Annotated in this window: 15 protein-coding genes; 7 read left to right on the plus strand and 8 right to left on the minus strand. The window is 68.9% G+C overall.

All coding sequences use genetic code 11. The features are described from left to right. Positions 1 to 288 precede the first annotated feature (288 nt). The 3 genes from ACWF4Z_RS35305 to ACWF4Z_RS35315 form a co-directional block, all read right to left on the minus strand. Entirely contained in the window at positions 289 to 666 is a 378-nt protein-coding gene (locus tag ACWF4Z_RS35305) for a YciI family protein (protein WP_452247565.1), read from the minus strand. Between the two features lie 101 nt (positions 667 to 767). Continuing rightward, positions 768 to 2,279 carry an LCP family protein gene (locus ACWF4Z_RS35310; protein WP_452247566.1) on the minus strand — a complete coding sequence of 504 codons (1,512 nt, stop codon included), beginning with the start codon at positions 2,277 to 2,279 and terminating at the stop codon, positions 768 to 770. Positions 2,280 to 2,370: 91 nt separating this feature from the next. Beyond that, entirely contained in the window at positions 2,371 to 3,045 is a 675-nt protein-coding gene (locus ACWF4Z_RS35315) for an SDR family NAD(P)-dependent oxidoreductase (protein ID WP_452247567.1), read from the minus strand. Positions 3,046 to 3,101: 56 nt separating this feature from the next. On the opposite strand from ACWF4Z_RS35315, the gene ACWF4Z_RS35320 reads away from it, so the two are divergent. Next, entirely contained in the window at positions 3,102 to 4,049 is a 948-nt protein-coding gene (locus tag ACWF4Z_RS35320; RefSeq protein ID WP_452247568.1) for an NAD-dependent epimerase/dehydratase family protein, read from the plus strand. Here the strand turns inward: ACWF4Z_RS35320 and ACWF4Z_RS35325 are convergent. Then, positions 4,046 to 4,921: a hypothetical protein gene (locus ACWF4Z_RS35325; protein WP_452247569.1), complete on the minus strand. Its 876-nt coding sequence runs from the start codon at positions 4,919 to 4,921 to the stop codon at positions 4,046 to 4,048. The genes ACWF4Z_RS35320 and ACWF4Z_RS35325 overlap by 4 nt on opposite strands. 25 nt (positions 4,922 to 4,946) lie before the next feature. After that, a complete protein-coding gene (locus ACWF4Z_RS35330) occupies positions 4,947 to 5,882 on the minus strand; it encodes a GntR family transcriptional regulator (RefSeq protein ID WP_452247570.1) in 936 nt (311 codons plus the stop codon). An 81-nt stretch (positions 5,883 to 5,963) separates the two neighbouring features. Between ACWF4Z_RS35330 and ACWF4Z_RS35335 the strand changes: the two genes are divergently transcribed. From ACWF4Z_RS35335 to ACWF4Z_RS35360, 6 genes are all read left to right on the plus strand, one after another. Beyond that, complete coding sequence (locus tag ACWF4Z_RS35335; RefSeq protein WP_452247571.1) at positions 5,964 to 6,779, plus strand: ABC transporter ATP-binding protein; 816 nt, start codon at positions 5,964 to 5,966, stop codon at positions 6,777 to 6,779. Positions 6,780 to 6,789: 10 nt separating this feature from the next. Continuing rightward, complete coding sequence (locus tag ACWF4Z_RS35340; RefSeq protein ID WP_452247572.1) at positions 6,790 to 7,764, plus strand: ABC transporter substrate-binding protein; 975 nt, start codon at positions 6,790 to 6,792, stop codon at positions 7,762 to 7,764. Continuing rightward, on the plus strand, positions 7,761 to 9,845 hold the full coding sequence (locus ACWF4Z_RS35345; protein ID WP_452247573.1) for an iron ABC transporter permease: 2,085 nt from the start codon (positions 7,761 to 7,763) through the stop codon (positions 9,843 to 9,845). The genes ACWF4Z_RS35340 and ACWF4Z_RS35345 overlap by 4 nt, the downstream gene beginning before the upstream one ends. Before the next feature lie 33 nt (positions 9,846 to 9,878). After that, complete coding sequence (locus ACWF4Z_RS35350) at positions 9,879 to 10,457, plus strand: HhH-GPD-type base excision DNA repair protein (protein ID WP_452247574.1); 579 nt, start codon at positions 9,879 to 9,881, stop codon at positions 10,455 to 10,457. Between the two features lie 97 nt (positions 10,458 to 10,554). After that, complete coding sequence (locus ACWF4Z_RS35355) at positions 10,555 to 11,145, plus strand: TIGR03086 family metal-binding protein (RefSeq protein ID WP_452247575.1); 591 nt, start codon at positions 10,555 to 10,557, stop codon at positions 11,143 to 11,145. A gap of 116 nt (positions 11,146 to 11,261) precedes the next feature. Continuing rightward, positions 11,262 to 12,083, plus strand: coding sequence for an SAM-dependent methyltransferase (locus tag ACWF4Z_RS35360; protein ID WP_452247576.1), 822 nt, complete (start codon positions 11,262 to 11,264; stop codon positions 12,081 to 12,083). On the opposite strand, the gene ACWF4Z_RS35365 is transcribed toward ACWF4Z_RS35360, so the two are convergent. From ACWF4Z_RS35365 to ACWF4Z_RS35375, 3 genes are all read right to left on the minus strand, one after another. Continuing rightward, positions 12,073 to 13,281 (minus strand): FAD-dependent monooxygenase, encoded by a 1,209-nt coding sequence (locus tag ACWF4Z_RS35365; protein ID WP_452247577.1) that lies wholly within the window; start codon positions 13,279 to 13,281, stop codon positions 12,073 to 12,075. The genes ACWF4Z_RS35360 and ACWF4Z_RS35365 overlap by 11 nt on opposite strands. Before the next feature lie 98 nt (positions 13,282 to 13,379). Further along, positions 13,380 to 15,401: an oxidoreductase gene (locus ACWF4Z_RS35370; RefSeq protein WP_452247578.1), complete on the minus strand. Its 2,022-nt coding sequence runs from the start codon at positions 15,399 to 15,401 to the stop codon at positions 13,380 to 13,382. Beyond that, complete coding sequence (locus ACWF4Z_RS35375; protein WP_452247579.1) at positions 15,398 to 15,940, minus strand: PadR family transcriptional regulator; 543 nt, start codon at positions 15,938 to 15,940, stop codon at positions 15,398 to 15,400. The genes ACWF4Z_RS35370 and ACWF4Z_RS35375 overlap by 4 nt, the downstream gene beginning before the upstream one ends. Positions 15,941 to 16,411: the final 471 nt, after the last annotated feature.

Consider the following 16,411-nt stretch of genomic DNA (forward strand, 5'->3'; position numbering starts at 1 on the left):
TCGCGCAGCGACGCCGAAGGCGCCCTTGACGCACGCCGCCGTGACTAGCACGATCACGCAGCGGAGACCGCGAACCACAGTGACTCCGAAGGCACGACCAAACCACAGTTCCTCCGCGAGGACCGACCCCACGACACTGACTCTGCGCAAATCACCTGAGCCGCGGATCCACCATCCGCGCCCCGCCGAAGGCGGCAACAATCAGCCGTCGGGGAGCGGTGAGGCGCCGGGGACGGTGACCGGTCAGACGGATGTCCCATGGGACTGTCCCGGCTGGGTTGTGTGTGGCTAGTTCTTGAAGAGGTCGGAGTCGGGGTTGAAGTCGGCTTCCTCGACGACTCGGCGGACCTCGACCTCGGCGCGGAGGGCCTCGGCCAGGCGGGCGGCCCATTCGACGGCCTCGTCGCGGTTGCGGACCTCGACGACGATGATGCCGCCGACCAGCTCCTTGGTCTCGGCGAACGGACCATCGGTGACGGTACGCCGACCGTCCTGGACGCTCACCCGGGCACCGAGCGAGCTCCGGTGCACGCCCTCCGCGAAGAGCAGTACGCCGGCCTTGGACAGGTCCTCGACGACCTGGCCGACCCCCTCGCCCACCTCCGGCGGCGGAAACTTCCCGGCCTCGCTGTCGGCATCCGCCTTGTTGATGATCATGAAGCGCATCGCGGTGACTCCTCGTCGTCTCGGTCCATCACTTACTCTCACGTCGAGCAAGCAAGCACCAGATCGACACCCTCGGACAAACTGTTTCCCCGCCGCCCGGGTCAGTTGGGCTGGTCGCCGGCCGGGTGGTAGGCGCAGGCGTCGGCGAGGTTCTGGGTCGGACCCGCCGGCGGCGTGGTGGACGTCGACGAGGTCGTCGGCCGCCGGGTCGGCTTCGGCGAAACCGGAGTGCTCGGAGTCGCCGGAGTCGCCGGGGCCTCGAGGGCCTTCTTGACGGTCTCCGCCAGACCTTCGTAGTCCGGGTGCAGGTACTTCAGCCGTAGCTTCGACACATCGAGCGTGACGTTGGAGACCGTCCCCGACTTCACCTTGAGCGCGAGCTGGACCAAAGCCGGCAGCAGCTCCTGCGGGATGTCGGTGCGGAGCAGGTGCTGCCCGGCCTTCGCGATCGCCTTGTACTTCGTCACCAGCGTCTGCGGATCCGCCGCGTCGACCATGCTCTTGATCACGCAGCGCTGCCGGATCTGGCGCTGGTCGTCGTCGGCGCCGTACCGGCCGCGGGCGAACCAGAGCGCGTGCCGCCCGTCCAAGTGCTGGTCCGGACCCGGCTCGATCCACTCCTTCGGCGGGATGTGTGCGCTGCTGATGCCGCCCATCGCGACCCGCTCGTTGACGTTGACGGTGAGCCCGCCGAGCGCGTCGACCAGCTCCGGGAAGCCGGTCAGGTTGACCTGCAGGTAGTAGTCGATCTTCAGCCCGGTCGCCTCACCGACGGACTGCTTGACGACGTCGGCGCCCTCGTTGTCGGACGGGCCGAGGATGCCGGGGTGCGCGTCCGGGATGTTCTGGTACATCGCGGTCAGCATCCACTCCAGCCGGCCCTCGAGGCTGAGGCCCTCCTCGCCGAAGCCGTTCGGGTAGAACTTGTGCAGCGGTGAGTCCTTCGGGAAGGGCATGAAGGTCAGCTGCCGCGGCATCGAGATCAGCGCGGTGTTACCGGTCTTGGTGTCGATGCTCGCCACGATCACCGTGTCGGTCCGCACCCCGATCCGGCTGGGCGCGTCGTCGCCACCGAGCAGCAGCAGGTTGAGCCGCGGCCTGTCCTCCCACGGGTCCTTGACGTTGACCGTCGTCGGCCGGGTCGCGCTCTTGCTCTCACCCTGGGCCTGGAACACGTCCTGGACGAGGGTGCGCTGCGCGAGGACGCTCTGTACGCCGATCGCCGCCGGCGCCGCGATCGAGAAGCAGAGGACGCCGACGAGGACCGCGCCGACCGCGCGGCCACCGGCCCCACCTGTTGCCGGACGCAACGACCGGTGCGAGGCGACGATCACCACGATCCAGAAGAACGCCATCGCGCCGATCACGACCGAGGTCGTCAGCAACCGGCTCGGTACGACGGCGGCCGCGAGGACCTGGTCACGCCGGGTGAGACCGACGTACACGCCGAGGGCGACCAACCCGAGCCACAGAGTGAGGACGAACGCACCGATCCGCCGCCGACCACCGAGAATCAGTCCGAGTCCGGGCAGAAGTGCGCCCAGAAGCGTCAGCCCCAGCAGCTTCGGCACCGATCGTGGTCGCTTGGCCGCGACCCGCGCACCTCTCCCCATGGCTCCCCTGTCGCCGTCTCCCCGAGCTACCAGTGTGCGTCAGGTACCCGCCCCACTACCTCTTCAGACGTGTTACAGGGCCCATCGGTTGTCACACAGCGAGACGAGTTCCCGCGAATCCGTCGATCTCGACCAGGGTCCGGACCACAGTGGCGATCCGGGCCGGCGGGGACCACTTGCTGGTGTCGGCCTTCGGCTGGGCCGCTCGGTTGGCGGGGGTGTCGATGGTGCCGGGGATGATCGTGTTCACCCGGATGCCGTCGCGCGCGTACTCGGCGTGCAGCGCGTCGGCGAACGCGAGCACGCCGGCCTTCGCGGTGATGTACCCGGCCGCCCCGGAGAACGGTCGCAGCGCGGACCCGCTCGACGTACAGACAATCGCGCCACCACCCGCGGCGAGCAGATGCGGGAGCACGCCCTGAGTCATCAGGTACGTCGGACGCAGGTTGATCCGGAGTTGGTCCTCGAACTCCTCGATCGGGGTCTCGTCGACCCTCGCACCGGCGGCGAACCCACCGACGAGGTTGACCAGCGCGGTCAGGGGCGCGGTCTCGTCGGAGGTGGCGAGCGCAACGACATCCGCCGTACCGGCTGGGTCGAACGGGTCGGCGATGATCGGGGTGAGCGCAGGGTCGGTGCCGAGCCGGGCCAGGGACTCCTCGGACCGGCCCGGTACGACGACGCGCCAGCCGGACCGCAGGAACTCCGCGGTCACTGCCATCCCCACCGCGCCGGTGCCACCGGCAACAATCACCGTGGTTGTCATGGTCGTCAGCCTAATAGGGTCGCGGTCGGGTCGGCGCCAGGCTAGGTTCGGTCGTTGTGCGGATTCTGATGCTGGGTGGGAACGGATTCGTCGGGCGCGCCATCGTGGCGGACGCACTGACGCAGGGCGCGGAGGTCGCGTCGTTCAGCCGGGGTAAGAGCGGGACCGATCTGCCGCCCGAGGTGACGCAACTGGTCGGCGACCGCGATGCCGGCGACTACGACGCGCTGCGGAACGGCGAGTGGGACGCGGTCGTCGATCTGAGCGGGTATCAGACCAAGCAGGTCGACGAGGCGATGGACGTGCTCGGGGACCGGGTCGGGCGGTACGTGTTCGTGTCGAGTCACGCGGTCTACGTGCGCAACTTGCCGCCGGGGACCGACGAGACCGCGCCGCGCCGGGAGCCGCTGCGTGCGGCCGACGTACTCACCAACGAGACCTACGGCCCGTGCAAGGTCGCCTGCGAGGACGACGTCCTCGAGCGGTACGGCGACCGCGCGACGATCATTCGTCCCGGCCGGGTGACGGGCCCTGGCGACGGCGCGAGCACGGTCATCTACTGGGTACGACGTGGCGCCGCCGGCGGCCGGGTCGTGCTGCCGACGAAGCCGGAACAACCGTTGCAGTTCATCGACAGCCGGGACGTCGGGCGGCTCGTGGTCCAACTGATCGCGGATCACCGGTCCGGTGCGTACAACGCGGTCGGGCCGTTCAGCACCATCGCCGAACTGATCGAGACAGCCGCCGAGCTGTCCGGCACGACGGTCGAGCTTGTCCAGGTGCCGAGGGATGCCGCGCCGGCGCGGTTCCCGCTGATGGAGCCCGAGCCCGAGTGGGGCGAGCGCCGCCGCGATCCGGCCAAGGCCCGGGCTGCGGGAATGTCCGTCACGCCCTTCCGCCAGACCGTCGCCGACCTGCTCGCGTGGGACCAGGACCGCGGCACTCCGGAGCTCGACTTCGGCTTCACCCCCGAGCAAGAAGCGGACCTGCTGGCCTCGATCTAATCGGGGAGAGCGAGGGTGCGGCCGGCGTCGCGCGCTGCGTTGATCGTGCGCGTGAGGGTGTTGTGGAGGGCGTCGGCCTCGTCGGTGAAATCCTGGACGACCGAGGTGTCGCCGACGGGTTCGGTCTTGGCCAGCAGCTCGATGTAGCGGTCGCCGTCGTCCAGGGCGGCTTCGGCGCGGAGGGCGGCGTCGGCGGACCGGACGCGCTCGGCGTACCGCTCGATCAGGGCGACCTTGTTCTTGATGGCGTCCACCGACAGGGTCAGCGCCCGCCGCTGCGGTCCGAGCACGGCCTCGAGCTCGGCGGTCGCCATCCCCCGCGCCACCTCGCGCTGCCGGGCGCGCAGCACCGTCTGCTCCCGCAGGACCTGCGCGATATCCCACAACTGCTCCGGCAGGACCAGGTCGTTCTTCACCTCGTCGAGCAACCCACGCCGGGTGACTGTTGCCTCAAGCACCGTTTTCACCGCGCGCTGCGCCCGGCCGAGCAAGCGGACCGCGTCGTCGTCGAAGTCCTCCGCCAGCAGGTACTTCGTGTGCTGCAGCCGGACCGCCTTGTGCCCGCGATCCTCGATCATGGACTTCACCACAACCACCCCGGTCGCCACCACCGCGACGCCGGCCAGCGCGACCGCCACCCACGCGACCACTTCGGCCGGCAACGTCGCAGCCATGATGATCAGCGCGAGGACCCATCCGCCGACACAGACCGCGAGCCACACGAGCAGCGAGCCGAACGTACTCCCCGGCGCCTCCGACCACGAGGTCGATCGCTTCGGGCGGGCAGCACTCGCGGGGACGAACAACTCGGGCCGGCGCTCGTACAACCGCCGTACGCCGACCGGCACGTCCGGAGCGAACACGGGATCCACGGCACCTCCTCGAGACGGTCAGCACTCAGCGTAGCCGGGCGAGCCGTTTTTCCAGGCCGTCGAGGAGGAGTTCGAGACCGAACTCGAACAGTTGGTCCAGGTCGAGATCGAACTCGAACCGTTCCGCGAAGAACCAGTGGAAGCCGGCCAGGTCCGTCGAGCTGATCATCTCGGCGAGTTGCGGACCCTGCCGGTCGGCCCATTCGTCGTTCGTCAGCCCGGTGTCCTGCTCGGCCTGGACCTCGGCCTCCAGCGCCTGCGCCACCCCACGGACATAGCCGAAGACGGTGATCGCGGCGTACAGAGCGTCGTTCCGGCCGAGGCCGCGCAGCGCGCTCAACATGGCGTCGGTGTGCGGGAGGAGTTGCGGGACCAACTGCGGGCGGCCGAGGGTGACCGCGTTCCCCAGCCAGAGGTGCTGCCGGTACGCCGCCCACTCGGTCCGGGCCACCATGGCAACCGCGTCGCGCCACCCGGCCGGCAGGTCACCCAACGGGAAGTCGCCCATCGCGGTGCCGACCATCTGCAGGACCAGCGCATCCTTGCCGCCGACATAGCGGTACAGGCCCATCGTGGAGACGCCGAGCTCGGCCGCGATCCGTCGCATCGACAGGGCCGCGAGCCCCTCGGCATCCGCGATCGCGATCCCCATCCGGACAATCTCGTCCAGGTCGAGATCCAGACCGGCCTCCGCGGGAGCCGCGCGTACCGCCCGTTTCACCGTGCTGATCGACCGGCTGTCGCGAGGCGGCGGACCGACGACGGTCCCGACTCCGGGACTGGCGTGCACCAGGCGCTCCTGCTGCAGCACCTGCAACGCCTTCGTGGCGGTCGCCATCGCGACCCCGAAGTCCCGCACCAACGCGCGCGTCGACGGCACTCGATCTCCCGGCTTCAGCTCGCCGACGGAAATGCGCCGCCGGATCTCTCCCGCGATCACCAGGTACGGCGCCTCGTCCACGCCTCCAACCTAGTGCACATACGACGTACGCGCACTAGGTACGACCTGACATGACAGGTTAGGTAAGGCTATCCTCCTGCCATGCAGGAGATGGTGGGGCTCTCGGGCGACGAGCTGCGGCTGGGGTATCACGGCCGGCTCGTGGTGGACGGCGCCTCGGTGCGGATCGAGCCGGCGAGCGTCACCGCGCTGGTGGGTCCCAACGGTAGTGGGAAGTCGACCGTCCTGCGGGCGCTCGCGCGGCTGCATCACGCGGAGGGCGGCCGGATCGCCTTTCCCGACGGTGCGAACGCGCTCGACCTGTCCGCCAAGGAGTTCGCCCGCAAGGTCACGCTCCTGTCGCAGTCGCGGCCCACTCCGAACGGCGTGAGTGTGCGTGACGTCGTCGGGTACGGGCGTCATCCGCATCGGAGCCGTTGGCGCAACGACGACCCGGACGGACTCCGGGCGATCGACCACGCGATGACGGTGACCGGGGTGACGTCGATGGCCGAGCGGGCCGTCGACGAGCTCTCCGGTGGTGAGCTCCAGCGGGTCTGGCTCGCGACCTGCCTCGCGCAGGACACCGGCGTACTGCTGCTCGACGAGCCGACCACCTTCCTCGACCTGCGGTACCAGATCGAGATCCTCGATCTGATCCGTGAGCTCGCCGACGAGCACGGGGTTGCCGTCGGCGTCGTACTGCACGACCTGAACCAGGCCGCTGCGGTGGCGGACCGGATCGCACTACTCGATCAGGGGCGAGTACGTGCGACCGGGACGCCGGAGGAGGTCCTGCGGGCCGACGCGCTGACCGAGACCTACGGCATCACCATCGAGGTCGGCACCGACCCTGTCACCGGCTTCGTCGCCACTCGGCCGATCGGCAAGCACCTGTCCCGCGTCACGACTATCTGAAGGCATTCTGATGAGACGAACCGCCATCGCTCTGGTTGCTGCTGCCCTGTTGGGCCTGACGGCCTGCGGTACCAGCGAACCCGCCGCATCCAACGACGCCGTCGACGCCGCCGCGCAGCCGGTTTCGGTGACGGACGCGCGCAACAAGAAGGTCGACCTGAAGGCGCCGGCCACCAAGGTTGTCGCGCTCGAGTGGGGTGCGGCCGAGAACCTCGTCACGCTCGGCGTCATGCCGGTCGGGGTCGCGGACACCAAGGGGTATACGAACTGGGTTTCGGCGGCGAAACTCGATCCGTCGGTCAAGGACGTCGGGACCCGCGGCGAAGCGAGCGTCGACGCGATCGTGGCGCTGAATCCGGATCTGGTGATCACGACGACCGACGAGGCCGCGAACACCGTTGCGCAGATCGAGAAGGCTGCGCCGGTGCTGGTGATTCGCGGGGCGGATGCGGCGAACGCGATCCCGCAGATGAAGACGAACCTCGAGTTGATCGGGGCCGCGATCGGCAAGGCCGACCAGGCCAAGCAGATCAACGCCGACTTCGACCAGGCCGTTGCCGACGGCAAGCAGAAGATCGCGGACGCGGGCAAGGCCGGTGAGGGTTTCACGATGGCCGACGGGTACAAGCAGGGCAGCACGATCTCGATCCGGATGTACACCACCGGGTCGCTGCTCGGCGCGGTCACGGCCGAGCTCGGGCTGAAGAACGGCTGGACCGGTGCGGGTGACAAGGACTACGGCCTCGCGCAGACCGACCTCGAAGGCCTCACCAAACTCAAGGACGGCAACTTCCTCTACATAGTCAACAAGAACGACGGCGGCGACGTCTTCGGCGGCGACCTGGCCGGCAACGCGATCTGGAAGAACCTCCCCTTCGTCAAGAACAACAACGTCCACCGCCTCCCCGACGGCATCTGGATGTTCGGAGGCCCCAAGTCCACCGAACAATTCATCACCGCCACAGTCCAAGCAGTAACCTCTTGACCCAGCTCGCCACGTCAGCGGTCCCCCTCCAGCAACAGCCAGTACGAAGAATTCGGGTTGCTGGGGTATTCGCCGTTGCCAGCATCGTGATTGTGGTGCTCTCGGCCGTTCATCTGACGCAGGGGACTTCTTCGGTTGATGCCGGAGACCTGGTGCGGTTGGTGGTTGGGCGGGGGTCTGACAACGCGGCCAACGTGTTGGTTGCTTCGCGGTTGCCTCGGTTGTTGGCGGGCGTGCTGGTTGGCGTGGCGCTCGGGGTGGCCGGTGCTGGTCTGCAGTCGCTGGCTCGTAACCCGCTCGCCTCGCCCGACACGTTGGGGGTCAATGCAGGGGCGTACCTGGCGGTCGTGGTGGTCGCGGCGTTCGGGGTGTCGTTGCCCGTACTCCCGGCCGGAGGAGTTGCTTTCCTCGGCGGGCTGGCGGCTGCTGTTCTCGTACTGGCGTTGTCCGCCGGCGGATCGTCCGGTCCGACCCGGCTGATCCTGGCCGGGTCCGCGGTCGCGATGGCGCTGGCCGGCGTAACCACCTTGTTGCTCCTGCTGTACAAGGAAGAAACGATCGGCACGTTCGCCTGGGGCGCAGGCACGCTGGTCCAGACCGACCTGCACGCCGTCACTCAGATGGCGCCGGTAGTTGCCCTCGGCATCATCGCGTCATTGCTCCTGGCATCAAAGCTGGACATCCTCGCCCTCGGCGACGACACCGCCTCGGTGCTCGGAGTAAGCGTACGACGGGTGCGCGTACTCATCACCCTCACCACCGTCCTCCTGTCCGCCGCCGCCGTCACAGTCGCCGGCCCGGTCGGCTTCGTCGGCCTGGTCGCCCCCGTCCTCGTGCGTCTGATCGCCCCGCTGGTCCCAGGCCTGATGCGCCACCGAGTCCTTCTACCGCTCTCCGGCCTGGCCGGCGTTCTCGTCGTACTCGCGTCCGACGTCGTCCTACGGGCAGCCTTCGGCGGCCAGGCCGGTGTGGAAATCCCAACCGGCATCATGACCATGGTCGTCGGCGCCGTCGTCCTGATCTGGCTGGCACGTCGCTTCCGCGACACCGGCCCGAGCCGCACCCCCGGCGGAGCCGGCTCAGGCTTGCGCAGTCGCCGGACGTTGTGGATCGTCACGGTCGCACTCGTCCTCGGCTTAGCGGTCGCCGCCGTCGGCGCGATGCTCGCCGGCGACGCCCTGCTGCGAACGGGCGACGTCGTCAACTGGATCAACGGACGCTCCGGCCGCGCGATCACCTACGTCCTCGACCAACGATTCCCGCGGGTCGTGTCCGCCGTACTCTGCGGCGCCGCCCTGGCCATCGCGGGTACGACGGTGCAGGCCGTGTGCCGCAATCCGCTCGCCGAGCCCGGCATCCTGGGCATCACCGGCGGCGCCGGCGTCGGCGCGATCGCCACGCTCATCCTGTTGCCATCAGCAAGCATCTGGCTGCTGTCCGGCGTCGCCGCGATCGCCGCCCTGGCCACCTTCGCGATCGTCTACCTGGTCTCGTGGCGGGGTGGGCTGAGTTCGGATCGACTGGTCCTGATCGGGGTCGGGGTGTCGTCCGCGGCGTCGGCGATCATCACGCTGCTGATCGTCGCGACCGACCCGTGGAACCTCAGCCTCGCGATGACCTGGCTCTCCGGGAGCACGTACGGACGAACGCTGCCGCAGGTCATCCCGGTCGCGATCGCGCTGGTGGTCTTCACCCCGCTGCTCGTCCACCTCCGGCGTGAACACGATCTGCTCGCGCTCGATGACGACGTACCGCGGATCCTCGGCGTACGCCTGGAACGGACTCGCCTGGCCGCACTCGCCTGCGCCGCCTTGCTCACGGCCGCGGCGGTCTCCGCGATCGGCGTGGTCGGTTTCGTCGGCCTGGTCGCACCGCACGCCGCCCGCGCGCTCGTCGGCGGACGGCACGGACGGATCCTGCCGGTCGCGGCGCTGCTCGGGGCGATCCTGGTCAGCGTCGCCGACAGCCTCGGCCGCACGGTCCTGGCTCCGGCGCAGATCCCGGCCGGCCTGCTCACCGCGCTGATCGGTGCGCCGTACTTCGTCTACCTGCTCTGGCGGACCCGAGTCCCCAAGCGGTGATTCGGGTCAAGCTGCTGTGTCAAGATGATGGGCATGCTGCGCGAACTGCACCTCACCGGCAATCCGGACGCCGACAAGTTGCTGAACGACGACCCGTTCGCCCTGCTGGTCGGGATGTTGCTGGACCAGCAGTACCCGATGGAGCACGCGTTCTCGGGTCCGTGGAAGCTCGCGAACCGGATGGACGGGTTCGACCTGCGCAAGATCGCCGCGACCGACCTGGACACCTTCGTCGAGCTCAGCGTCACGCCACCGGCCATCCACCGCTACGGCGGATCGATGGCGCGGCGGGTGCACGCGCTCGCGCAGCACATCATCGAGACGTACGACGGCGACACCGCCGGCATCTGGACCGCGGGCAAGCCCAAGCCCGACGGCGCCGAGGTCCTGAAGCGCCTGAAGGCCCTCCCGGGGTTCGGCGAGCAGAAGGCCAAGATCTTCCTCGCCTTGCTCGGCAAGCAGCGTGGCGTCCAGCCGAAGGGGTGGCGCGAGGTGGCCGGTGCGTACGGCGACCGCGGCTCCCGCCGTTCGATCGCGGACGTCACCGACGCCGAGTCCCTCGGCCAGGTCCGCTCCTTCAAGAAGGCCGCCAAGGCTGCCGCCAACGCCTGACCCCTGGTCCGGCCCGTGCGGGTTGTCCCTTGTATTCCTGCCGAAACCGGCCTCCCAGGCTTATGCTCGCTGGGGGCCGCTGACGGGAGGGACGCGGATGGACATCCGGGATCTGGATCGTAGGGCCGGCGCCGTGCTCGGGGAAGTCGTGATGCAAGTCAGGCCTGAGCACCTGTGGTTTCCCACCCCCTGCCCGGACTGGACCGTCCGTGGGCTGCTGCGGCACATCGTCAGTGAGAACGAGGGCTTCGCGGCCGCCGCGCTGAACGGCTCGGCCCCGGCGCCGGCCTGGAACGGCGGTCGCCTGGGCGACAACCCGGCAGGGGCGTACCGGCGATCCAACGTGCGGGTCGCGGACGCGTTCGCCGACGGCGGCGCGCTGGACCGGCTGATGGAGGTCCGCGAGTTCGGCTCGTACCCGCGCCGGATCGCGCTGACCTTCCACCAGCTCGACTGCGTGGTGCACGCCTGGGATCTGGCCCGCGCTGTCGACATCCCGTACGACCCGCCGCCGGACATGGTTGCGATGGCCCTCGACCTGGCCCGCCGGATCCCCGACACGGAGACCTCTCGCGGTCCGGGTGCGGCCTTCGAGCGGAGCGTGAAGGTCGCAGGTGACGCCTCCGATTTCGACCAACTGCTGGGTCTCCTCGGCCGCCATCCCGACTGGGTTTCCCCGCTGGACTGATGTCCGGGAACCGGTCAGTAGCGGTTGCTTGATCACGACTGGCCGGGGTGGCGAGCGCGGTAGTTTCGGCGTCGCATAGAGTCACTGGGGCACACCGGATCGGAAGGACTGCCGCGATGGCCGACGCAGACAAGCAGGCGGAGACGACGCCGTACCCAGGGTTCGACGTGAACAAGCCGAGCATCGCGCGCACGTACGACTATCTGCTGGGCGGCAAGGACAACTTCGCGGTCGACCGCGCGTTCGGGGACAAGTTCATCAACGACCTCCCCGGGTCCCGGCAGATCCCGTACGACAACCGCGAGGTGCTGATCCGGGCCATCCGCGAGCTGGTCACGAACACCCCGGTCCGCCAGTTCATCGACCTCGGCAGCGGCCTGCCGACCGCGGACAACGTCCACCAGGTCGCCCAGCGGTACGCGCCCGACGCGAAGGTCGTGTACGTCGACAACGACCCGATCGTGCTGGCCCACGGCCGGGCGCTGCTGGCCGAGAACGCCAACACTGCCGTCGTCCAGGCCGACCTGCGCGACCCGAAGGCGATCGTCGACCACCCCGAGACCCAGCGGCTGATCGACTTCGACCAGCCGGTCGGCGTGATCTTCAGCGCGACGCTGCACCACGTGAACGACGACGAGGACCCGGCCGGGCTGGTCCGGTTCTGGTACGACCGGATCGTGCCCGGCAGCCACGTCTTCATCAGCCACTTCCGCAGCGAGAACGATCCGCGCAGCGACGAGCTGCAGCAGGTCCTGCAGAGCTCCCTCGGCCGCGGCCGCTGGCGCACCGACGAGCAGATCCTCGCTCTGTACGGTGACGGCTTCACCATCCTCGAGCCCGGCCTGGTCGCCTCCGCCGAGTGGCGCAACCCGGAGGCCCCCGACGACCTCACCGACTACCAGCGCCTGATCGCCTCGGTCCTCGCCGTTAAGAACTGACCTGCTTGATCGGGTAGTCGGGCAGGTCGATCGCGTCCGGTTTGGCCAGCGTCATCTTGGCGAGGAGCCCGGCGAACAGGCGTGAGGTCATCAGGCGGATGACACTGTCGCGGTAGCGGATGCCCAGGGTCGTCATCGGCATCGCCATCTTGAGGCCGCCAGGTGGAAGCTCCATCCGCTGTTCGACGTACGCCTGCAGACGGGCCTGGTACGCCGGGAACGCCCGGACGTGATCGCCGTCCGCGGCGGCCAGCTCGCCGGCCAGGACGTACGCGCCGACGAGGGCGAGCGCCGTACCGTGTCCTGCCATCGGTGAGCCGCAGTATCCGGCGTCGCCCGCGAGCACGACCCGGCCACGGGACCACTCGGGTACGACGACCCGACTGGTGCTGTCGAGATAGAAGTCGTCCGCGTCGGGTAGTTGGGCGAGGATGTGCTCGGTGTGCCAGCCGAGGCCTCTGAATCGCTCGCTGACCAAGGCCTTCTGCGCTTCGACGTCGCGCCGGTCGTAGTCGATGACCGGCGAACGGAAGCTCAGCAGGGCCTTCGCCGACCGGGCATCGTGGTCGGGTCGCAGGCCGACCCAACGACCGCCGGGCGCGGTGTAGACCTTCATCCAGTCGTCCAACGGCTCCGGCGTACCGACGGTGAAGTACGACGTGTAACCGCCGAGGTGCTGGACGAACTGCTCCTCCGGACCGAAGGCGAGCCGCCGGGTCCGTGAGTGCACGCCGTCCGCCCCGACCACGAGGTCGAAGCGTCGCCGGGTCCCGCTCGCGAAGGTCACGTCGACGCCGTTCGTGTCCTGGTCGAGCTCCGCGATCGTGTCGCCGTACAGGTACTCGACATCGCCGGCGATCGCGCCGGACAGGATCTCCGCGAGATCACCCCGGAGAATCTCGATCTCCGCCACCGGTCCGGCGCCGTCGAACAGCTCGACGTCCATGGCCGCGACGCGACGGCCATCGGCCCGCACGTACGCGAGGCCGCGCTCGTGCAACTGCTGGTCGGCGACCGCGGCCATCAGGCCCATCCGCTCGACCACGGTCCGCGAGATCCCCCGCAGGTCGACGGTCTGCCCGCCGGGCCGCGGGCCGGCCGCGATCTCCACGACCGTCGGCGCGAACCCGAACCGCCGCAGCCAGAACGCGACCGCCGGTCCCGCGATCCCACCACCCGAAATCAGCACTGTCTTCATCGCTGTCCTCTCTCGCTCCACTAGTGCGCGTACGCCGTACACGGTGCACTACCGGAGTCGGGACAAGCCAGCGCGCACTAGGGCGCACTAGTACGGGATCAGATCGCGAGGGCCAGCCGGGTCGCCTGGTCGATGGCGCGCTTGGCATCGAGCTCGGCCGCGACGTCGGCCCCGCCGATCAGGTGAACCGGGCGACCGGTCCGGGTCAGGGCCTCGGCGAGGTCGCGGACCGGCTCCTGCCCGGCGCAGATCACGATCGTGTCGACGGCGAGAACGCGCGCCTTCTCGTGCTGCGGGCCGAAGCTGACGTGGAGTCCTTCGTCGTCGATGCGTTCGTAGTTCACGCCGCGGAGTTGCTCGACCTTCTTGTTCTTCAAGGCGGCGCGATGCACCCATCCGGTGGTTTTGCCGAGACCGGCGCCGATCTTCCCGGCCTTGCGTTGCAGCAGATAGACCTGCCGCGGCGACGGCTCGGGATGCGGCGCGGTCAGCCCGGCGCGTGCGACCGTCGGATCCGCCACACCCCATTCGGCCTTCCAGGCGGCGAGGTCGAGCGTGGGCGACGCCTCCGTGGTCAGGAACTCACTGACATCCACGCCGATCCCACCCGCGCCCACCACGGCGACCGTGGCTCCGACGGGCTTACGGTCGCGGACGACCTCGGCGTACGACAGGACCTTCGGGTGATCGATACCGGGGATGGCCGGGATCCTCGGTACGACGCCGGTCGCGAGCACGATCTCGTCGAAGCCGGCCAGGTCCTCGACGGTCGCGCGGTGGCCGAGGTGCAGCTTGACGCCGGTCAGCTCGAGCCGACGATGGTAGTACCGGATCGTCTCGGCGAACTCTTCCTTACCAGGGATCTGGCGCGCGATCCCGAACTGTCCGCCGATCTTGTCGTCCGCCTCGAACAGCTCGACCCGGTGCCCCCGCTCGGCGGCCGTCACCGCAGCGGCCAATCCGGCCGGCCCGGCGCCGACCACCGCGAGGTTCTTGGTACGACGAGTCGGCAGCAACCGCAGCTCCGTCTCGCGGCCGGCCCGCGGGTTGACCATGCAGCTCGCCTTCTGCTTGGCGAACACATGATCCAGACACGCTTGATTACAAGCGATGCAGACGTTGATCTCGTCGGCTCGATCAGTCGTTGCCTTGAGCACCCAGTCGGGGTCGGCCAGGAACGGCCGCGCCATGCTGACCAGGTCGGCGTCGCCGCGGGCGAGCACCTCTTCGGCGACCTGCGGGAGATTGATCCGGTTCGAGGTGACCACCGGGATGCTGACGTGCGGCTTGAAGGCGGCGGTCACGCTGGTGAAGGCTGCGCGCGGCACGGAGGTGACGATGGTCGGGACGCGTGCCTCGTGCCAGCCGATCCCGGTGTTGATGATCGACGCGCCGGCCGCTTCGATCTCTTTGCCTAGAGCAACCACGTCGTCCCAGGACTGACCACCTTCGACCAGATCGGCCATCGACAGGCGGTAGATGATCAAGAAGTCGGTGCCGACGCGTTCGCGCGTCCGGCGGACGATCTCGACCGCGAGGCGGCGGCGGTTCGCCGGGCTGCCACCCCAGCGGTCGGTGCGCTTGTTGGTGCGCTCGGAGAGGAACTGATTGATGAAGTACCCCTCCGAGCCCATGATCTCGACGCCGTCGTACCCGGCTTCACGGGCCAGCGCAGCGCAATCGACGTACGCCTTGATCTGCTTGCGGACTCCGCGGTCGGACAGGGCACGAGGCTTGAACGGGTTGATCGGCGCCTTGAGCGCGGAGGCGGAGACGCTGAAGGGGTGGTAGGCGTAACGGCCGGCGTGCAGGATCTGCAGCGCGATGCGGCCGCCCTCCGCATGGACGTCGTCCGTGAGGACGCGGTGCTTGCGGGCCTGGCGGTGGGTGGTCAGCCGGGAGGCGAACGGAGTCAGCCAGCCGGTGCGGTTCGGTGCGTAGCCGCCGGTCACCATCAGGCCGACGCCGCCGCGGGCGCGCTCGGCGAAGTACGCGGCGAGCTTCGGCAGATCCTTGAGCCGATCCTCGAGGCCCGTGTGCATCGAGCCCATGATCACGCGGTTGGGCAGGACGATATGGCCGAGGTCGAGTGGTGCGGTGACGTGCGGGTACGCGGTCATCGGTCTTCCTTCCGCAGGGCTTCGATCACTTCGTCACACCAGTCCACGAACGACTGCTCGGCGCGGATGCCGCCGCGGAGGACGAGATACTGATGCAGCTCCCGATCGTGCAGCTTGGCCGGCTTCGGGAAGTCGCGTTCCTGGATCGCCCGATAGACGTCCAGCCGGGACGCGTGCTCGGCGCGATGGCGCTCGACCTCGCTCAGTACGACACCCGGGTCGCCGAGTGACGCACCACGAAGCTTCACGCCGAGGGCATCCCGCAGTACGACGGGATCGGACGGCTCGGCCAGCCAGCGCTCGAGCTCACCCCGGCCGGACGCGGACACCCGATACACCTTCTTGTCCGGGCGGCCTTCCTGGGCGACCTCGGTGTGGGTCACCCAGCCGGCATCATCCATCCGCCGCAGCACCCGGTAGATCTGCTGGTGCGTAGCCGGCCAGAAGTACCCGATCGACCGGTCGAACCGCCGGGCCAGCTCGTACCCCGAGCCGTCCCGCTCGGCCAGCGAGATCAAGATCGCATGCTCCAGCGCCATACCCGCACCCTACCTATGCAACCAGTTGCACTACAACCAGTTGCACCGTGACCCCGAACCCACCCACCCCTGGCGAAGCGACCACCCCTCACACTGGGCTGTTGCACCGGACGTGTGGATCGAGCGGACACCGCTCCGCGGCGGCTGATTGTTGCCGCCTCCGGCGGGAACGCGGATGGTGGATCCGCGGCTCAGATGATTTGCGCAGAGTCAGTGTCGTTGGGTCGGTCCTCGCGGAGGAACTGTGGTTTGGTCGTGCCTTCGGAGTCACTGTGGTTCGCGGTCTCCGCTGCGTGATCGTGCTAGTCACGGTGGTGTGCGTCAAGGGCGCCTTCGGCGTCGCTGCGCGATCTTCGACCCTTGACCCACACCACCCCGACCAGGGAAGGACGCAGCTACGCGGATCCCGCGGGGAGCTGTGAGCCAGGTGATGTGGATCCGGTTGGTCGGCGTGGAGCTGTGCGCCGGGGT

This window comes from Kribbella sp. NPDC055071 (assembly GCF_053608045.1).